Source organism: Kitasatospora sp. NBC_00039, from assembly GCF_045160625.1.
Lineage (GTDB): Bacteria > Actinomycetota > Actinomycetes > Streptomycetales > Streptomycetaceae > Kitasatospora.
In genome coordinates, this window is the sequence record NZ_CP108289.1 from 3,879,539 (window position 1) to 3,895,552 (window position 16,014).

Annotated in this window: 15 protein-coding genes; 3 read left to right on the forward strand and 12 right to left on the reverse strand. The window is 70.6% G+C overall.

Annotation, left to right across the window (positions count from 1 at the left end):
* Positions 1-17: 17 nt before the first annotated feature.
* The gene (locus tag OG286_RS17085) at positions 18-836 is read right to left on the reverse strand and encodes a hypothetical protein (RefSeq protein WP_405365434.1); all 819 of its coding nucleotides are present in this window, start codon (positions 834-836) and stop codon (positions 18-20) included.
* 312 nt (positions 837-1,148) lie between these two features.
* On the opposite strand from OG286_RS17085, the gene OG286_RS17090 reads away from it, so the two are divergent.
* Both OG286_RS17090 and OG286_RS17095 read left to right on the forward strand, forming a co-directional pair.
* On the forward strand, positions 1,149-1,868 hold the full coding sequence (locus tag OG286_RS17090) for a hypothetical protein (RefSeq protein WP_396324526.1): 720 nt from the start codon (positions 1,149-1,151) through the stop codon (positions 1,866-1,868).
* Between the two features lie 111 nt (positions 1,869-1,979).
* A complete protein-coding gene (locus tag OG286_RS17095; protein ID WP_396324527.1) occupies positions 1,980-2,174 on the forward strand; it encodes a hypothetical protein in 195 nt (64 codons plus the stop codon).
* Positions 2,175-2,240: 66 nt separating this feature from the next.
* Here the strand turns inward: OG286_RS17095 and OG286_RS17100 are convergent, their stop codons facing one another.
* A complete protein-coding gene (locus OG286_RS17100) occupies positions 2,241-2,624 on the reverse strand; it encodes a carboxymuconolactone decarboxylase family protein (RefSeq protein ID WP_396324562.1) in 384 nt (127 codons plus the stop codon).
* A gap of 329 nt (positions 2,625-2,953) precedes the next feature.
* Here OG286_RS17100 and OG286_RS17105 point away from each other — a divergent pair, with 329 nt between their 5' ends.
* The gene (locus tag OG286_RS17105) at positions 2,954-3,334 is read left to right on the forward strand and encodes a VOC family protein (protein WP_396324528.1); all 381 of its coding nucleotides are present in this window, start codon (positions 2,954-2,956) and stop codon (positions 3,332-3,334) included.
* A 71-nt stretch (positions 3,335-3,405) separates the two neighbouring features.
* Here the strand turns inward: OG286_RS17105 and OG286_RS17110 are convergent, their stop codons facing one another.
* The 10 genes from OG286_RS17110 to nuoI all read right to left on the reverse strand — a co-directional run bounded on the left by OG286_RS17110 (position 3,406) and on the right by nuoI (position 16,010).
* The gene (locus tag OG286_RS17110) at positions 3,406-4,458 is read right to left on the reverse strand and encodes a 2-oxoacid:ferredoxin oxidoreductase subunit beta (RefSeq protein ID WP_396324529.1); all 1,053 of its coding nucleotides are present in this window, start codon (positions 4,456-4,458) and stop codon (positions 3,406-3,408) included.
* Positions 4,455-6,503: a 2-oxoacid:acceptor oxidoreductase subunit alpha gene (locus OG286_RS17115; protein ID WP_396324530.1), complete on the reverse strand. Its 2,049-nt coding sequence runs from the start codon at positions 6,501-6,503 to the stop codon at positions 4,455-4,457. Before OG286_RS17115 ends, OG286_RS17110 begins: the two co-directional genes overlap by 4 nt.
* 298 nt (positions 6,504-6,801) lie before the next feature.
* Positions 6,802-7,464: a LuxR C-terminal-related transcriptional regulator gene (locus OG286_RS17120; protein WP_396324531.1), complete on the reverse strand. Its 663-nt coding sequence runs from the start codon at positions 7,462-7,464 to the stop codon at positions 6,802-6,804.
* Positions 7,465-7,708: 244 nt separating this feature from the next.
* On the reverse strand, positions 7,709-8,719 hold the full coding sequence (locus OG286_RS17125; RefSeq protein WP_396324532.1) for a polyprenyl synthetase family protein: 1,011 nt from the start codon (positions 8,717-8,719) through the stop codon (positions 7,709-7,711).
* Positions 8,720-8,951: 232 nt separating this feature from the next.
* Positions 8,952-10,589: an NADH-quinone oxidoreductase subunit NuoN gene (gene nuoN, locus OG286_RS17130; RefSeq protein WP_396324533.1), complete on the reverse strand. Its 1,638-nt coding sequence runs from the start codon at positions 10,587-10,589 to the stop codon at positions 8,952-8,954.
* Positions 10,586-12,217, reverse strand: a complete 1,632-nt coding sequence (locus tag OG286_RS17135) for an NADH-quinone oxidoreductase subunit M (RefSeq protein WP_396324534.1) — start codon at positions 12,215-12,217, stop codon at positions 10,586-10,588. The genes nuoN and OG286_RS17135 overlap by 4 nt, the downstream gene beginning before the upstream one ends.
* 34 nt (positions 12,218-12,251) lie before the next feature.
* Entirely contained in the window at positions 12,252-14,147 is a 1,896-nt protein-coding gene (gene nuoL / locus OG286_RS17140; protein WP_396324535.1) for an NADH-quinone oxidoreductase subunit L, read from the reverse strand.
* A gap of 14 nt (positions 14,148-14,161) precedes the next feature.
* Positions 14,162-14,461, reverse strand: a complete 300-nt coding sequence (gene nuoK, locus OG286_RS17145) for an NADH-quinone oxidoreductase subunit NuoK (protein ID WP_209412994.1) — start codon at positions 14,459-14,461, stop codon at positions 14,162-14,164.
* A complete protein-coding gene (locus tag OG286_RS17150; protein ID WP_396324536.1) occupies positions 14,458-15,402 on the reverse strand; it encodes an NADH-quinone oxidoreductase subunit J in 945 nt (314 codons plus the stop codon). Before OG286_RS17150 ends, nuoK begins: the two co-directional genes overlap by 4 nt.
* Positions 15,399-16,010 (reverse strand): NADH-quinone oxidoreductase subunit NuoI, encoded by a 612-nt coding sequence (nuoI, locus tag OG286_RS17155; protein ID WP_396324537.1) that lies wholly within the window; start codon positions 16,008-16,010, stop codon positions 15,399-15,401. The genes OG286_RS17150 and nuoI overlap by 4 nt, the downstream gene beginning before the upstream one ends.
* Positions 16,011-16,014: the final 4 nt, after the last annotated feature.

Sequence of the window (16,014 nt, forward strand, 5' to 3'; positions counted from 1 at the left end):
TTCAGCAGCCATCGCCCCTACCAGGCAGGACCGACGCCGTTGCACTCGGCGCCCGGGCAGCCGGTGGCGTAGGTCTGGGTCACGCCGATCGCCATCAGGTACCGGTGGCCCGCATAGGCCTTGGCCTTGAGCCCCTCGGCGTCGACGCGCCGCCAGTCGAAGTACACGACCCGCTCGTGCTCCCGGTCCAGGTAGGGCTTCGCGTCCGGGCCGCTCAGGGACGTCCGGTCGTCCCAACTGCCCATCACCAGCGGAATGCCCTTGCCGTCCGCGACTCCGACCGTCAGCGTGACCCCCTTCCGCCCGTCGCCGGGCACGTGGTCGACGCTGACCGTGTTCGGCCGGGCCAGCGCCTCCGCCGTCTGCTCGGCCGTCGCATCGCCGCCCGGGCTGTGCATGTGCCGCAACTGCTGCACCAGGTTCTTGCCGTCGGGTCGCAGCTTCCAGCCGAGCCCTTCGGCCGCCCGGTCCAGGTCGGCGAGCCGCTGCTCGATCTTGCCGTCGAACGCCGCGTACAGCACCGTCGTCCTCCGGCACACCACTGGCGACCAGGCCGGCTTGCTGCCGAAGCTCTCGCTGCGGGCCTCCGCATGACAGCGGTCGGCGACCGAGCTGTCCAGGACCTCCGCCCAGGGCGCCGCCGCCTTCAGCCGCGCCGTGTGGTCGTCGGCGAACGCCACCGCCCGGTCGCGGGCCTCACGCGTGTCGGCGGCGCGGGCCAGTCCTGCCGCGTCCGGCGCCTTGGGAAGGGTAGTCAGATCGTAAAAAGCCCAGGCGAACACCGCGACGACGATCACCGCCGCCGCCACGACCAGGCCGAGCAACGTCAACAACACCCGCCGTATCCCGGACCGGACCGAGTGATCCCCCGCTCTCATGGCCACCACCGTAGCCACGCCCTCCCCTCCGACCTTCGCGCGAGATGCCTCCGAGACACCCCCGCAACGGGCCCGAGACTCGCCGCAGGTCCACGCCTGCGCGGCCCCGGCAAACTCCGGCGGCCGCCCCGGCTCTTCGACAACCCCGACGCGATCACGTCACGTCCGGGTCAAAAGCTCGCCAAAGCCGTGGCGCCCGCCCCCTCCGCCGCGCTATCAACATGAGAGCAGGACCGCCGCCTGGCGGTCCGGGACACGGGGGAACTTCACATGAGCAGCATCCGCGCCGGTAGAAGCACGCTGGCACTCGTCAGCCTCGCGGCAGTAGGCGCGCTGACCCTCACCGCTTGCAACGACGACAACTCGTCGGACACGGCCACGAACACTCCGCCCCCGGCCGCCGCCCCGACGACCCCGGCGGCCGCCCCGACCACGCCCTCCGCCGCGCCGACCACCCCGGCCGCCGCGAGCGCGTCCAGCAGCGCTCCGGCCGGCGCCCCCGCCGGCGCGCCTGCGCCCGCGGCCGGCGGCGGCACGGACGCCGCCCCGGGGCAGACCTTCAAGATCGGCCAGCCCGCGCAGGTGCAGTTCACCTCCGGCAGCACCAAGGGCGTCATCGCACTCGCCGTCAGCTCGATCGAGACGGGCGACCCGGCCGACCTGGACTCGCTCAAGCTCGGCGACAAGGTGAAGGGCCTCGTCCCGTACTACGTCCACTACTCGATCACCAACGCGGGGACCACCGACCTGTCCTTCACCAGCGTGGACCACATCAAGGGCCTCCTGCCGGACGGCAGCGAGGCCCAGGAGCTGATGATCATCGGGGGCTTCGCCAAGTGCCCGAGCTCCTCGCTCCCGAAGGGCTTCACCAACGGCCAGACCGCCCAGGCCTGCGCCGTCGCGCTCGCCCCGACGGCCACCAAGGTCACGGGCGCCGAGTACTGGGGCTCCCCCTACACCCTCGGCAAGGGCGCCATCTCCTGGAAGTAGCGGTGCAGGGTAGGGGTGCCGGTGCCGGGCTTCCGCCGGCCCGGCACCCGTACCGGCCGCGACGGCGGCCCGCCGGGCATCGGGCCGGACCCCCGGGGTACCGTCCCCCTCATGAACGAGTCCCGCCACCCGTCGCCCCGCGAGGACGCAGGCGCAGTCCGCTCCCTCCGGGCCCGCTACGCCCGCAGCTACCGGCTGCGGGTCGCCGCGCTGTTCGCCGGGGTCGTCCGCGACGGACTCCTCGGCGCCTTCAAGGCCGTGGCGAAGGCGTCCCGCCGCTCCGACCCGGGCGACAGCGACTGCTGACGCCGCGTCGCGGCGGGGCCCCCTGCCCCCTTCTGCCCCGTCCTGTCCCGTCCTGTCCCGTCCTGCTCAACCCTGCGCCGGCGCCGGCCCGCCGACGGGCAGCAGTCCGCGCTCACCGAACACCTTCTTGGCGACGAAGGTCGCGTTGAGCGCACGCGGCATGCCGCAGTAGACGGCCGAGTGCAGCAGCGCCTCGACGATCTCCTCGGGGCCGAGGCCGACGTTGAGGGCCGCGTTGATGTGCACGTCCAGCTGCGGTTCGCAGCCGCCGAGCGCGGTGAGCATGCCGAGCGTGACCAGCTGCCGGTCACGGGGGGCCAGGCCGGGCCGGTCGTAGATGTCACCGAAGGCCCAGGAGACGACCTGGTGGCCCAGCTCCGGCGAGATGTCCGCCAGTGCGTCGATGACCTTCTGCCCGCCCTCCCCGTCGATGCGGGTCAGGACCTCCATGCCGTGGTCGAAGCGCTCCTGGCGGGTCGCGGCGGGGGCAGCAGCGGCGGCGTTCTTCATGGATGGTCCGTTTCCGCCGCCGGGACGGCAGCTGTTCGTTGCGGGTGAGCCTGCACTCCGGCCAAGCGGGATTCGCGTCTCCGCCGGCCACACCAAGGACAGTAGGAGTTGGAGTCCGCTCTAAGGCAAGCACCGCCGCATCGCCCGCACGTCGCCCCGCAGACAGCCCCGCGCATCCCTCTGGCTCCGCGCATCCCTCTGGCGCAATTCTCCGTACTATGTATAGTGTACTGCGTACGAGGTATTCGCCGACGAGAGGGCCTTCATCCATGCAGATCACCGCTGCCGCCGTTTCGCTCACCGTCGAGGACGAGGCCGCCTCCTCGGCCTTCCTCCGGAAGCACTTCGGATTCGCCGAGCAGATGGCGGCCGACGGGTTCGTCTCGCTCGGGCGGGAGGACTCCGGGATGAACGTGATCTTCCTGCGGCGCGGGATCGAGGTGCTGCCGGAGGGGTTCCGGGACCAGCACGCGGCCGGGCTGATCCTCGCCTTCAACGTCACCGGCCTGGAGGGCGAGGAGGCGCGGCTCCGCGGGGAGGGCGTGGAGATCACCATGCCGCTGCTGGAGGAGCCGTGGGGCGAGAAGCTCTTCCAGGTCACCGACCCGAACGGGGTCGTGATCCAGCTGGTCGAGTGGGTTCGGCAGTAGCACCGGCGCGGTAGCGGAACCGACGGCGCCCCCATGGCCCAGGCCATGGGGGCGCCGTCACCGCGCAGACCTCAGGCGACGGTCCAGGTGTCGTTCCCGGCCAGCAGCGCGGCCAGCTCGCCCTGGCCGCGCTGGGTGACCGCCGTGGCGAGCTGGGAGGCCATCAGCTCGTCGTACACCGGGCGCTGCACGCTCCGCAGCACGCCGATCGGGGTGTGATGCAGCGTGTCCGTGTCGGCGATCCGGGAGAGGGCGAACGCCCCGGCCGGGCCGGCGGCATGGGCGTCGTGGACGACCACCGAGGCCTCGTTGCCAGTGGTGACGGCGTCGACGAACAACTCGCCGTCCGGGCTGCGGAAGACGCCCTGGGAGCGGTCCGTGCCGAACCGGATCGGCTGCCCGTGCTCCAGGCGGATCAGCGCCTCGTCCCGGGTGTTCGGCTCCTTCAGGACCTCGAAGGCGCCGTCGTTGAAGATGTTGCAGTTCTGGTAGATCTCCACCAGCGCCGTGCCTTCGTGCTCCGCCGCCGCCCGCAACACCGACTGGAGGTGCTGGCGGTCGGAGTCGATGGTCCGCGCGACGAACGAGGCCTCCGCGCCGATCGCCAGGGAGAGTGGGTTGAACGGGGCGTCCAGCGAGCCCATCGGCGTCGACTTGGTGATCTTGCCGACCTCGCTGGTCGGCGAGTACTGGCCCTTGGTGAGGCCGTAGATCCGGTTGTTGAAGAGCAGGATCTTCAGGTTGACGTTCCGCCGCAGCGCGTGGATCAGGTGGTTTCCGCCGATCGAGAGCGCATCACCGTCACCCGTCACCACCCAGACGCTCAAGTCCTGCCGGGACGACGCGAGCCCCGTGGCGATGGCCGGCGCCCGGCCGTGGATCGAGTGCACGCCATAGGTGTTCATGTAGTACGGGAACCGCGACGAACAGCCGATCCCGGAGACGAAGACGGTGTTCTCCCGCTTGATCCCCAGCTCCGGCATGAAGGCCTGCACGGCCGCCAGGATCGCGTAGTCACCGCAGCCCGGGCACCAGCGCACCTCCTGGTCGGTCTTGAAGTCCTTGGCGCTCTGCGGCGTGTCGTCCTTCGGGACCAGCTTCAACGAGGGGAACTTCTCGCTCATCGGTTGTCCTCCTCGCTCGCCGGTGCGGCCGCCGAGTTGCTCGCCGACTCGTCCAGATTGCCGATAGCCGCCCACAGCACGTCGGCCAACTGCGCCGCCTTGAACGGTAGTCCGCGCACCTGGTTGTAGGACTGCGCATCCACCAGGTACTTGGCGCGCAGCAGCAGTGCCAGCTGCCCGAGGTTCATCTCGGGGACGATGACCTTGTCGTAACTCTTCAGCACCGCGCCGAGATTGGCCGGGAAGGGATTCAAATTCCGCAGGTGGGCCTGGGCGACATGGCCGCCGTCGGCGCGGACCCGGCGAACGGCCGCGGTGATCGGCCCATAGGTCGAACCCCAGCCGAGCACCAGCACGCGTGCCCTCGCCATGGGCCCCTCCTGCCCGTCGGCGGGCAAGGAGGGAGGATCGTCAACATCGATGACAGGAACGGTGATCCCGTCCACCTTGGCCTGCCGGGTGCGGACCATGAAGTCGTGGTTGGCCGGGTCGTACGAGATGTTGCCGGTGCCGTCCTGCTTCTCGATGCCGCCGATCCGGTGCTCCAGGCCCGGCGTACCGGGGACCGCCCACGGGCGGGCCAGCGTCTGCGGGTCCCGCAGGTACGGCCAGAACGCGCCGTCCTCCCGGTTCGGACCGGTCGCGAAGTCCGGTTCGATCGCGGGCAGTTCGTCGACCTCCGGGATCCGCCAGGGCTCGGAGCCGTTGGCCAGGTAGCCGTCCGACAACAGGAACACCGGCGTCCGGTAGGTGACCGCGATGCGTGCCGCCTCCAGCGCCGCGTCGAAGCACTCGGCCGGGGTGGCCGGGGCCACGATCGGCACCGGGGCCTCGCCGTTGCGCCCGAACATCGCCTGCAGGAGGTCCGCCTGCTCGGTCTTGGTCGGCAGACCGGTGGACGGGCCGCCGCGCTGGATGTCGACCACCAGCAGCGGCAGTTCGAGCGAGACGGCCAGGCCGATCGTCTCGCTCTTGAGCGCCACGCCCGGGCCCGAGGTGGTCGTCACGCCGAGCGCGCCGCCGAAGGCCGCACCCAGCGCCGCGCCGATGCCGGCGATCTCGTCCTCGGCCTGGAAGGTGCGTACGCCGAAGTTCTTGTGCCTGCTCAGCTCGTGCAGGATGTCCGAGGCCGGGGTGATCGGGTACGAGCCGAGGTAGAGCGGCAGCCCGGAGCGCTCGGCGGCGGCGATCAGGCCGTAGGACAGGGCCAGGTTGCCGGAGATGTTGCGGTAGCGGCCCGGGGGCAGCTTCGCCGGCGACACCTCGTAGGAGACCGCGAAGGACTCCGTCGTCTCGCCGAAGTTCCAGCCCGCCCGGAAGGCGCTGATGTTGGCCTCGGCGATCTGCGGCTTCTTGGCGAACTTGGTGCGCAGGAAGGACTCGGTGCCTCGGGTGGGCCGGTGGTACATCCAGGAGAGCAGGCCCAGGGCGAACATGTTCTTCGCCCGCTCGGCGTCCTTGCGCGCCAGACCGCTTTCCTTGAGCGCCTCCAGGGTCAGCGTGGTCAGCGGCACCTTGTGCAGGTGGAACGCCTCCAGCGAGCCGTCGGCCAGCGGGTCTGCCGGGTAGCCGACCTTGGCCAGGGCGCGCTTGGTGAACTCGTCGGTGTTGACGATGATCTCCGCGCCGCGCGGCAGGTCCGGCAGGTTCGCCTTGAGGGCGGCCGGGTTCATCGCCACCAGGACGTTGGGGGCGTCCCCCGGGGTCAGGATGTCGTGGTCGGCGAAGTGCAGCTGGAAGGACGAGACACCCGGCAGCGTCCCGGCAGGGGCCCGGATCTCGGCCGGGAAGTTGGGCAGGGTGGAGAGGTCGTTTCCGAAGGACGCCGTCTCCGAGGTGAATCGGTCACCGGTGAGCTGCATCCCGTCGCCGGAGTCTCCGGCGAACCGGATGATCACCCGGTCCAGTCTGCGGATCGGCTTGGCACGCCTGGGCTGCGGACTCGTCGGCGCGGCGACACCGGAACGGTCCTCACCCGTCCCGGAGCGGCCCTGGCCGCCGTCCGAGCCGTCCACTGCTTCTGACTGATCGACCTGACTGGTCACTGCCGCGGACCTCCTCGTGGGCACCAGCCGCGGGCGTGAGCCGTGTGCCCCGTCCGCCTGGTGCACCTCTCGCATCCTATGCGGGTAAGGATTGCCTTGGACGGAACTACCGGATGCGGCGGCAAATCGCTGCCACATTGGGTACAACGCCTTGAATCCGCGCTCCCATACCGGGCCGGAGTACCGGCGCGGGAGTGCGGGCCAGGGAGTGCGGGCCAGGGAGTGCGGGCCGGGGAATACCGGCCCGGAGTGCGGGCCGGGGAATACCGGCCCCGGCGTACCGGCCGGGGAGTGCGGGCTAGGAGTTCAGGTAGGTGAGCACCGCCAGCACCCGGCGGTGGTCCTCCGGGCTCTGGGCCAGACCCAGCTTGAGGAAGATGTTGCTCACGTGCTTCTCCACCGCGCCGTCCGAGACCACCAGCTGCTTGGCCACCGCGGTGTTGGTCCGGCCCTCGGCCATCAGCCCGAGCACCTCGCGCTCGCGCGGGGTCAGCCCGGCCAGCACGTCACTCTTGCGGCTGCGGCTGAGCAGCTGCTGCACGACCTCCGGGTCCAGCGCGGTGCCGCCCCCGGCGACCCGGACCACCGCGTCCACGAACTCGCGCACCTCGGCGACCCGGTCCTTCAGCAGGTAGCCCACACCCCGGGTGGAGCCGGCCAGCAGCTCGGAGGCGTACCGCTCCTCCACGTACTGCGAGAGCACCAGCACGCCCAGCTCCGGGTAGAGACCACGGAGCGTGACGCAGGCGCGGACGCCCTCGTCGGTGTGGGTGGGGGGCATCCGGACGTCGGCGACCACCACGTCGGGCAGCGCACCGTCGGCGGCCAGGTCGTGGACGGCCTTCAGCAGCGCCTCGCCGTCCCCGACGCCCGCCACGACCTCCAGACCCCGGTCGGTGAGCAGCCTGGTCAGGCCCTCCCGCAGCAGTACGGAGTCCTCGGCGATGACGACGCGAAGCATGGTGGCCTTCCGGGTTGGTACGGCTGCGGCTGGGCTGACGCCTGTCAGTCTTCCCTACTCGTAAGGCCGTCGGGCAATAAATCGCACCGGGCTGCACCACCGGGCACCACCGGGCAGGGACGGAGGACCCCACCGGGCCGCACCGGAGCACCGCCAGGCACGGCCGAGCACCGCCAGGCACGGCCGTGGACCGCCGGGCGCCGCGGCCGGATCGCCGCGCGCGACGGCACCCCGGCCGCCCGCCTCACATGGTGCGGATGGCCACCGCGTCGCACAGGCCCTGCAGCGCCGCCTTGGCCGCGCCGTCCGGCAGCGGGTCGAGCAGCGCGCGGGCCTCCTCCGCATGTCGCAGCGTCTCCCGGCGGGCGTGCTCCAGCGCCGGGTGGCGGCGCAGCAGCCGCAGCGCCTCGGCGTGCCGCTCGTCGTCGCCGAGGTCGCCGTCGATCAGCTCGCGCAGCCGCAGGTCGGCCGGGTCGGACTCGTCCACCGGCATCTGCCGGAGCAGCAGGGTGGGCAGGGTCGGCACGCCCTCGCGCAGGTCGGTCCCGGGGGTCTTGCCGGACTCGTGGCCGTCACTGGCGATGTCGAGCACGTCGTCGGCCAGCTGGAACGCGATGCCGATGCGCTCGCCGTAGGCGCTGAGGATGTCCGTCACCCAGGGCTCGGCACCGGCCAGCAGTGCTCCTATCCGGCAGGAGACGGCGATCAGCGAGCCGGTCTTGCCGGCCAGCACGTCCAGGTAGTGGCACAGCGGGTCGTCGTCCGGGCCGGGGCCGGCGGTCTCCAGGATCTGACCGGTGACCAGCCGTTCGAAGGCGTCGGCCTGTACGCGGACGGCCTCGGGGCCGAGGTCCGAGAGCACCTGGGAGGCGCGGGAGAAGAGGAAGTCACCGGTGAGGATCGCGACCGAGTTGTCCCAGCGCGAGTTGGCACTGGGGGCGCCGCGGCGAACGGGGGCCTCGTCCATCACGTCGTCGTGGTAGAGCGTCGCGAGGTGGGTCAGCTCGACGACGACGGCGGCCGGCACCACGCCGGGCGCGTTGGCGTCGCCGAACTGGGCGGCGAGCATCACCAGCAGGGGGCGGAAGCGCTTGCCGCCCGCTTCCATCAGGTGGCTGGCGGTGACGGTGATGAAGGGGACGTCGCTCTTGACGGCCTCCATGAGCGCCGCCTCCACCGCGTCCATCCCGGCCTGGACGTCACGGGTCAGATCGCGGTCCTGCACGCTGAGCCCAAAGGGTCCCACGACGGTCACGAAGACCACTCCTCTGTCCCTGGTCGATCTAGCGGCCTGGTCCCTGAGTGCCGCCGCTTGGCCATACAGGCAGGGTATCCGGTCGCGAGTGGATCACTGCACGGGCGTGCTGGTCCTGTCATGGTCGGGCTGGACCCGCAGGTCGGAGCCGGTCCGGAAGCGGCGCGTCCGGACCGCGCGGAGTGTTGCGCGGCCCGGACGGTGAAGCGCCGACGGGTAGTCGGCCCGGGGGTCAGCGGACGAAGAGCGAGGCCTTCGACGCCAAGTCCAGGAAGTACTGCGGAAGCAGGCCGAGGCCGAGGGTGACGAGGACGCCGACGCCGATCGCGGTGGCCGTGAAGGCGCTCGGGATGGCCACGGTCGGGCCGCCCGGCTGCGGGTCGGAGAAGAACATCAGCACGATCACCCGGATGTAGAAGAACGCGGCCACCGCCGAGCTGAGCACACCGACGATCACCAGTGGGGTCGCCCCGCCGGCCGCGGCTGCCTGGAAGACCGCGAACTTCCCGGTGAAGCCCGAGGTGAGCGGGATGCCCGCGAAGGCCAGCAGGAAGAGCGCGAACACCGCCGCGACCAGCGGCGAGCGCCGGCCCAGCCCGGCCCAGCTGGACAGGTGGGTCGCCTCGCCCTTGGAGTCGCGCACCAGGGTGACCACGGCGAAGGCGCCGAGCGTCACGAAGGAGTACGCCAGCAGGTAGAACAGCACCGAGCTGAGGCCCTGCTTGTTGGTGGCGATCACGCCGGTCAGGATGAAACCGGCGTGCGCGATGGAGGAGTAGGCGAGCAGCCGCTTCACGTCCTGCTGGGTGACGGCCAGGACGGCGCCGACCACCATCGTCAGGACCGCCACGCCCCAGAGCACCGGCCGCCAGTCCAGCCGCAGACCGGGGAAGGCCACGTAGAACAGCCGGAGGAGGGCGCCGAACGCGGCCACCTTGGTCGCGGCGGCCATGAAACCGGTGACCGGGGTCGGCGCGCCCTGGTAGACGTCCGGGGTCCAGGAGTGGAACGGCACCGCGCCGACCTTGAAGAGCAGGCCGACCGCGAGCATCGCCAGGCCCACCAGCAGCAGCGCGTCGTTCTGGGTGGTGGAGAGGAGCGCCGGGGTGGCCAGCGCCTTGCCGGAGATGACGTCGGCGATGTCGCCCAGCCGGACGCTGCCCGCGTACCCGTACAGCAGGGCGGTGCCGAACAGGAAGAACGCCGAGGCGAAGGCCCCGAGCAGGAAGTACTTGACCGCCGCCTCCTGGGAGAGCAGCCGGCGGCGCCGGGCCAGCGCGCAGAGCAGGTAGAGGGGGAGGGAGAGGACCTCCAGCGCCACGAACATGGTCAGCAGGTCGTTGGCGGCGGGGAAGAGCAGCATCCCGCCGACCGCGAACATGGTGAGCGGGAAGACCTCGCTGGTGGTGAAGCCCGCCCGGACGGCGGCGCGCTCCTGCTCGCCGCCCGGGGTGGCGGCGGCCTGCGCGGCGAAGGCGTCGGCCGGCTCACCGCCCGCCTTGGGCTCCAGCTTCCGCTCGGCGTAGGTGAGCACCGCGACCACGGCGGCCAGCAGGATCACGCCTTGCAGGAAGAGCGCCGGGCCGTCGAGCGCGACCGAGCCCATCGCCAGCAGGTCGACCTTGGTGGAGCCGTAGCCCTGGGAGGCGAGCACCACCACGGCGGTGAACGCTCCGACCAGGCCGAGCAGGGCCAGCCAGACCTGCGCCCAGTGCCGGTGCCGGCGGGGCAGGAAGGCCTCCAGCAGGATGCCGGCCACGGCGGTGCCGAAGACCACCAGCATCGGGGAGAGCTGTCCGTACTCGACATGCGGCGCCGGGATGCTCTGGGTGTTGCCGCCGGCGGCGGCGAGCCATCCGGTGGTGCTCACTTGTGCTCACCTCCTGAGGTGGCGTCTCCGTTGGCGGCGACCGGGTGGGCCGGCGCCGGGTCGGACTGGTGGATCTGCGAGAGGGTCGCGTCCACCGCCGGGTTGACGATGTCGGTGAGCGGCTTCGGGTAGACGCCGAGCAGGACGGTCAGGGCCAGCAGTGGGGCGACCACCACGAGTTCGCGCACCTTGAGGTCGGGCATCGTGCGCACGCTCTCCTTGACCGGGCCGCTCATGGTGCGCTGGTAGAGCAGCAGGGCGTAGAGCGCGGCGAGCACGATGCCGAAGGTGGCGACGATGCCGATCGCCGGGTACCGGGTGAACGTGCCGACCAGGACGAGGAACTCGCTGACGAACGGCGCCAGGCCGGGCAGCGAGAGGGTGGCCAGGCCGCCGATCAGAAACGTCCCCGCGAGCACCGGGGCGACCTTCTGGACACCGCCGTAGTCGGCGATCAGCCGGGAGCCGCGGCGGGAGATCAGGAAGCCGGCCACCAGCATCCACGCGGCGGTGGAGATGCCGTGGTTGACCATGTAGAGGGTGGCTCCGCTCTGGCCCTGGCTGGTCAGCGCGAAGATGCCCATGATGATGAAGCCGAAGTGCGAGATGGAGGCGTAGGCGACCAGCCGCTTGATGTCCTTCTGGCCGATGGCGAGCAGCGCGCCGTAGATGATCCCGATCACCGAGAGGACGAGGATCGCCGGGGCGAAGGTCTTCGAGGCGTCCGGGAAGAGGCCGAGGCAGAAGCGGAGCATCGCGAAGGTGCCGACCTTGTCGACCACCGCGGTGATCAGCACGGCCGTTCCGGCGGTGGACTCGCCCATCGCGTTCGGCAGCCAGGTGTGCAGCGGCCAGAGCGGGGCCTTCACGGCGAAGGCGAAGAAGAAGCCGAGGAACAGCGCCTTCTCGGCGGTGCCGCTGAGCACCAGCCTGCCGTCGGCGATCGCGCCGGTCAGCGTCGGGAGGTCGAAGGTGGCGAAGCCCTGGTCCTGCGCGATCACGTACAGGCCGATCACGGCGGCCAGCATGATCAGGCCGCCGAGCAGGTTGTAGAGCAGGAACTTCACCGCCGCGTACGAGCGCTGACGCGCCGACTCGGGGCCGCCCGCCTTGTCGCCGAAGCCGCCGATCAGGAAGTACATCGGGATCAGCATGGCTTCGAAGAAGACGTAGAAGACGAAGACGTCGGTGGCGTAGAAGGAGACGATCACCATCGCCTCGACCGCAAGGATCAGGGCGAAGAAGCCCTGGGTGCGCCTGCGGTTCTCGAAGGTGCCGTCCGGCGCGGCCGGCGCCGGGTCGGCGTCGTGCCAGGAGGCCAGCATCACGATCGGCACGAGCACGGCGGTGAGCAGCCCCAGCACGGTGCCGATGCCGTCCACGCCGAGCGAGAAGGTGATGCCGAAGGAGCGGATCCAGCTGTAGGACTCGGTCAGCTGGTACCGCGCGCCGCCCGGCTCGAACTGCCCGGCCACGGCGGCGGCCAGGGCCAGGGTGACGGCCGAGACGCCGAGCGCGACGGCCTTGGTGGTCCGCCGCCGGGCCTCGGTGGACCCGGCGGGCAGTGCGGCGGTGAGCACCGCGCCGGCCGCCGGGACGGCGCAGGTGGCGGACAGCAGGGCACTCATCGCCACACCCCCGGAGATGAACTGGGCCTATTCATCAGACGGACCTCATCAGGAGAGTCGTGGCGACCAGCACCAGCGTGCCGCCGAACATGGAGAGCGCGTACGAGCGGACGTAGCCGTTCTGGATCCGCCGCAACCGGCTGGAGATGCCGCCGATGGTGGCGGCCAGGCCGTTGACGAAGCCGTCCAGCCCGCGACTGTCGAAGAAGACCAGGGCCGCGGTGAGCGCCGAGCCGGGCCGGACCAGGACGGCGTGGTTGAAGTCGTCCTGGAGCAGGTCGCGACGGGCGGCCCGGGTGAGCGGGGAGCCGACCGGCGGCACCACGGGGACGGCGGAGCGCCCGTACATCACGTACGAGAGCGCGACGCCGACCACCATGCAGACCGTCGCGAGCAGCGTGACCACCGACGGGCTGAGCGGCGAGTGGCCCTCCTCGTACCCGGTGACCGGCTCCAGCCAGTCCAGGAAGGAGTTGTTCAGGACGAACAGGCCGCCCGCGAAGACCGAACCGAAGGCCAGCAGGATCATCGGGGTGGTCATCGTCTTCGGCGACTCGTGCGGGTGCGGGTCGTGGCCCTCCGCATCGGGATGCCAGCGCTTCTCACCGAAGAAGGTCATGATCATCACCCGGGTCATGTAGAACGCGGTGACGGCCGCGCCGACCAGGGTGCAGAGCCCGAGGATCCAGCCCTCGGTGCCGCCCTTGGCGAAGGCCGCCTCGATGATCTTGTCCTTGGAGAAGAAGCCGGACAGGCCCGGGAAGCCGATGATGGCCAGGTAGCCGAGGCCGAAGGTGACGAAGGTGATCGGCATGTACTTGCGCAGGCCGCCGTAGTGACGCATGTTCACCTCGTCGTTCATGCCGTGCATGACCGACCCGGCGCCGAGGAACAGCCCGGCCTTGAAGAAGCCGTGCGTGACCAGGTGCATGATCGCGAAGGCGTACCCGATCGGGCCGAGGCCGGCCGCCAGGATCATGTAGCCGATCTGCGACATGGTCGAGCCGGCCAGCGCCTTCTTGATGTCGTCCTTGGCACAACCGATGATCGCACCGAAGAGCAGCGTGACCGCGCCGACCACCACCACGGCGGTCTGGGCGTCCGGCGCCAGGTTGAAGATCGGGCCGGAGCGGACGATCAGGTAGACGCCGGCGGTCACCATCGTGGCCGCGTGGATCAGGGCCGAGACCGGGGTCGGACCCTCCATGGCGTCCCCGAGCCAGGACTGCAGCGGCACCTGGGCGGACTTGCCGCAGGCCGCCAGCAGCAGCATCAGACCGATCGCGGTCAGCTTGCCCTCGCTCGCCTGGCTCGCGCCGTCGAAGACCGGCTCGAACGTGAAGGAACCGAACTCCGCGAACATCAGCATGATCGCGATGGAGAGGCCCATGTCGCCGACGCGGTTGACGATGAACGCCTTCTTGGCGGCCGTCGCGGCGCTCGGCTTGTGCTGCCAGAAGCCGATCAGCAGGTACGAGGCGAGGCCCACGCCCTCCCAGCCGAAGTACAGCAGCAGGTAGTTGTCGGCGATCACCAGCAGCACCATGGCCGCCAGGAAGAGGTTCAGGTACGCGAAGAAGCGGCGCCGGCGCTCGTCGTGCGCCATGTACCCCACCGAGTAGAGGTGGATCAGCGTGCCCACGCCGGTGATCAGCAGGACGAAGGTCATCGAGAGCTGGTCGAGCCGGAACGCCATGTCGGCCTGGAAGCCGTTCACCGGGATCCAGGTGTACAGGTATTTGGTGACGGCGCGGTCCTCGGCGTCACGGCCCAGCATGGCCGAGAACAGGGCAAGCCCGAAACCGAAGGAGAGCGCGGCGAGCGCGGTGGCGAGCCAGTGACCGAAGCGGTCGAAGAGCCGGCCGCCGAGCAGCAGCAGGGCAGCACCGGCCAGCGGGGCCGCCACCAGCAGCGGAATGAGAGAGTTCACCGAAGGCCCTCCGCCTACAGCTTCATCAGATTGCTGTCGTCGACCGAAGCGGAGTGCCTGGTCCGGAAGATGGAGACGATGATGGCGAGGCCGACCACGACCTCGGCCGCCGCGACCACCATGGTGAAGAACGCGATGATCTGGCCGTCCAGATTGCCGTGCAGCCGGGAGAAGGTGACCAGGGCCAGGTTCGAGGCGTTGAGCATCAGCTCGACACACATGAACAGGACGATCGCGTTGCGCCGGATCAGCACGCCGGAGGCGCCGATGGTGAACAACAGGGCGGAGAGATACAGGTAGTTGACCGGATTCACTCCGCGCCCTCCTCGTCGTGGCCGTTCGGAGCGGCGTGGTTGTTGGTCGCCGCCGGCTCCAGCTCCTTGTGCGAGCCGTTGCGCGGACCCTTGAGGGGACCGGTCACCGGCGGGCGCTCGGACGGTGCGCGGCCCAGCCAGTCGGCGGTGGTGGACTCCAGCTCGGCCATCCGCCGGAGCATCTCCTGGCTGACGTCGCGGATCTGGCCACGCTCGCGCAGGGTCTCCATCACCGAGTCCTCGGCGATCGTGCCGTCCGGCAGCAGGCCGGGGATGTCCACCGCGTTGTGCCGGGCGTAGACGCCGGGCGCGGGCAGCGGCGGGACCTGGATGTTGTCCTGGATCCGCTGGGCGGCCAGCTCGCGCTGGGTCTTCGGAGCCTTCACGTGCTCGCGGTGCGTCAGCACCATGGCGCCGATCGCGGCCGTGATCAACAGTGCGCCGGTGACCTCGAAGGCCCAGACGTACTTGGTGAAGATCAGCCGGGCCAGGCCCTGGACATTGCCCTCGGCGTTGGCCTCGGCGAGGCCGGTGAAGGTGTCCAGCTTGGCGTTGGCGATGCCCGCCATCAGCAGCACGCCGAAGCCGATCCCGCAGAGCACCGCGGCGAACCGCTGGCCCTTGAGCTGCTCCTTCAGCGAGTCGGCGCTGGTGACGCCGACCAGCATGACCACGAAGAGGAAGAGCATCATGATCGCGCCGGTGTAGACGACGATCTGCACCACACCCAGGAAGACCGCACCCTGGGCCATGTAACAGACCGCCAGGGCGAGCATGGTGGCCGCCAGGCAGAGCGCGCTGTGCACGGCCTTCTTCATCAGCAGCATGCCGAGCGCGCCGCCGACGGCGATCACCGCGAGCACCCAGAACTGGACGGCCTCGCCGGTGGAGGTCGCGCCCGTCACGGCGGCGAGGTCGAGGGAGGTGGAGGCGGCGGTCACTGCTGGGCCTCCTTCTCCCGGGCGGTGCGCTCCTGCTGGACCGTCCCCGGCGCCGCCGCGGTGATCTCGCCCCGGTAGTAGGCGCCCTCGTCGGCGCCCGGGAAGATCGCGTGCGGGGTGTCGACCATGCCCTCGGAGAGGCCGACCAGCAGCTGCTCCTTGGTGAAGATGAGGTCCTTGCGGGAGGAGTCCGCGAGCTCGTACTCGTTGGTCATGGTGAGCGCGCGGGTCGGGCAGGCCTCGATGCAGAGGCCGCAGAGGATGCAGCGGGCGTAGTTGATCTGGTACTCCACGCCGTACCGCTCGCCGGGCGAGTAGCGCTCCTCCTCGCGGTTGTCGGCGCCCTCGACGTAGATCGCGTCGGCCGGGCAGGCCCAGGCGCAGAGCTCGCAGCCGACGCACTTCTCCAGGCCGTCCGGGTGCCGGTTCAGCTGGTGGCGGCCGTGGAAGCGCGGAGCGGTGGGCTTCTTCTGCTCCGGGTACTGCTCGGTGAGCCGCTTCTTGAACATGGCCTTGAAGGTCACGCCGAAGCCGGCGGCCGGCCCGAGGACGGAAGGCTTGTCGGGCCGGTCTGGCCGGTCGCCGCTGCCGTTCTGGTCGGACGACATCTCG

Excerpts from the sequence above, each read along its gene's own strand:
- OG286_RS17090 (WP_396324526.1), top strand. The coding sequence starts at position 1,149 with ATGAGCAGCATCCGCGCCGGTAGAAGCACGCTGGCACTCGTCAGCCTC.
- OG286_RS17095 (WP_396324527.1), top strand. The coding sequence starts at position 1,980 with ATGAACGAGTCCCGCCACCCGTCGCCCCGCGAGGACGCAGGCGCAGTC.
- OG286_RS17100 (WP_396324562.1), bottom strand. The coding sequence starts at position 2,624 with ATGGAGGTCCTGACCCGCATCGACGGGGAGGGCGGGCAGAAGGTCATC.
- OG286_RS17105 (WP_396324528.1), top strand. The coding sequence starts at position 2,954 with ATGCAGATCACCGCTGCCGCCGTTTCGCTCACCGTCGAGGACGAGGCC.
- OG286_RS17110 (WP_396324529.1), bottom strand. The coding sequence starts at position 4,458 with ATGAGCGAGAAGTTCCCCTCGTTGAAGCTGGTCCCGAAGGACGACACG.
- OG286_RS17120 (WP_396324531.1), bottom strand. The coding sequence starts at position 7,464 with ATGCTTCGCGTCGTCATCGCCGAGGACTCCGTACTGCTGCGGGAGGGC.
- OG286_RS17135 (WP_396324534.1), bottom strand. The coding sequence starts at position 12,217 with ATGAGTGCCCTGCTGTCCGCCACCTGCGCCGTCCCGGCGGCCGGCGCG.
- nuoI (WP_396324537.1), bottom strand. The coding sequence starts at position 16,010 with ATGTCGTCCGACCAGAACGGCAGCGGCGACCGGCCAGACCGGCCCGAC.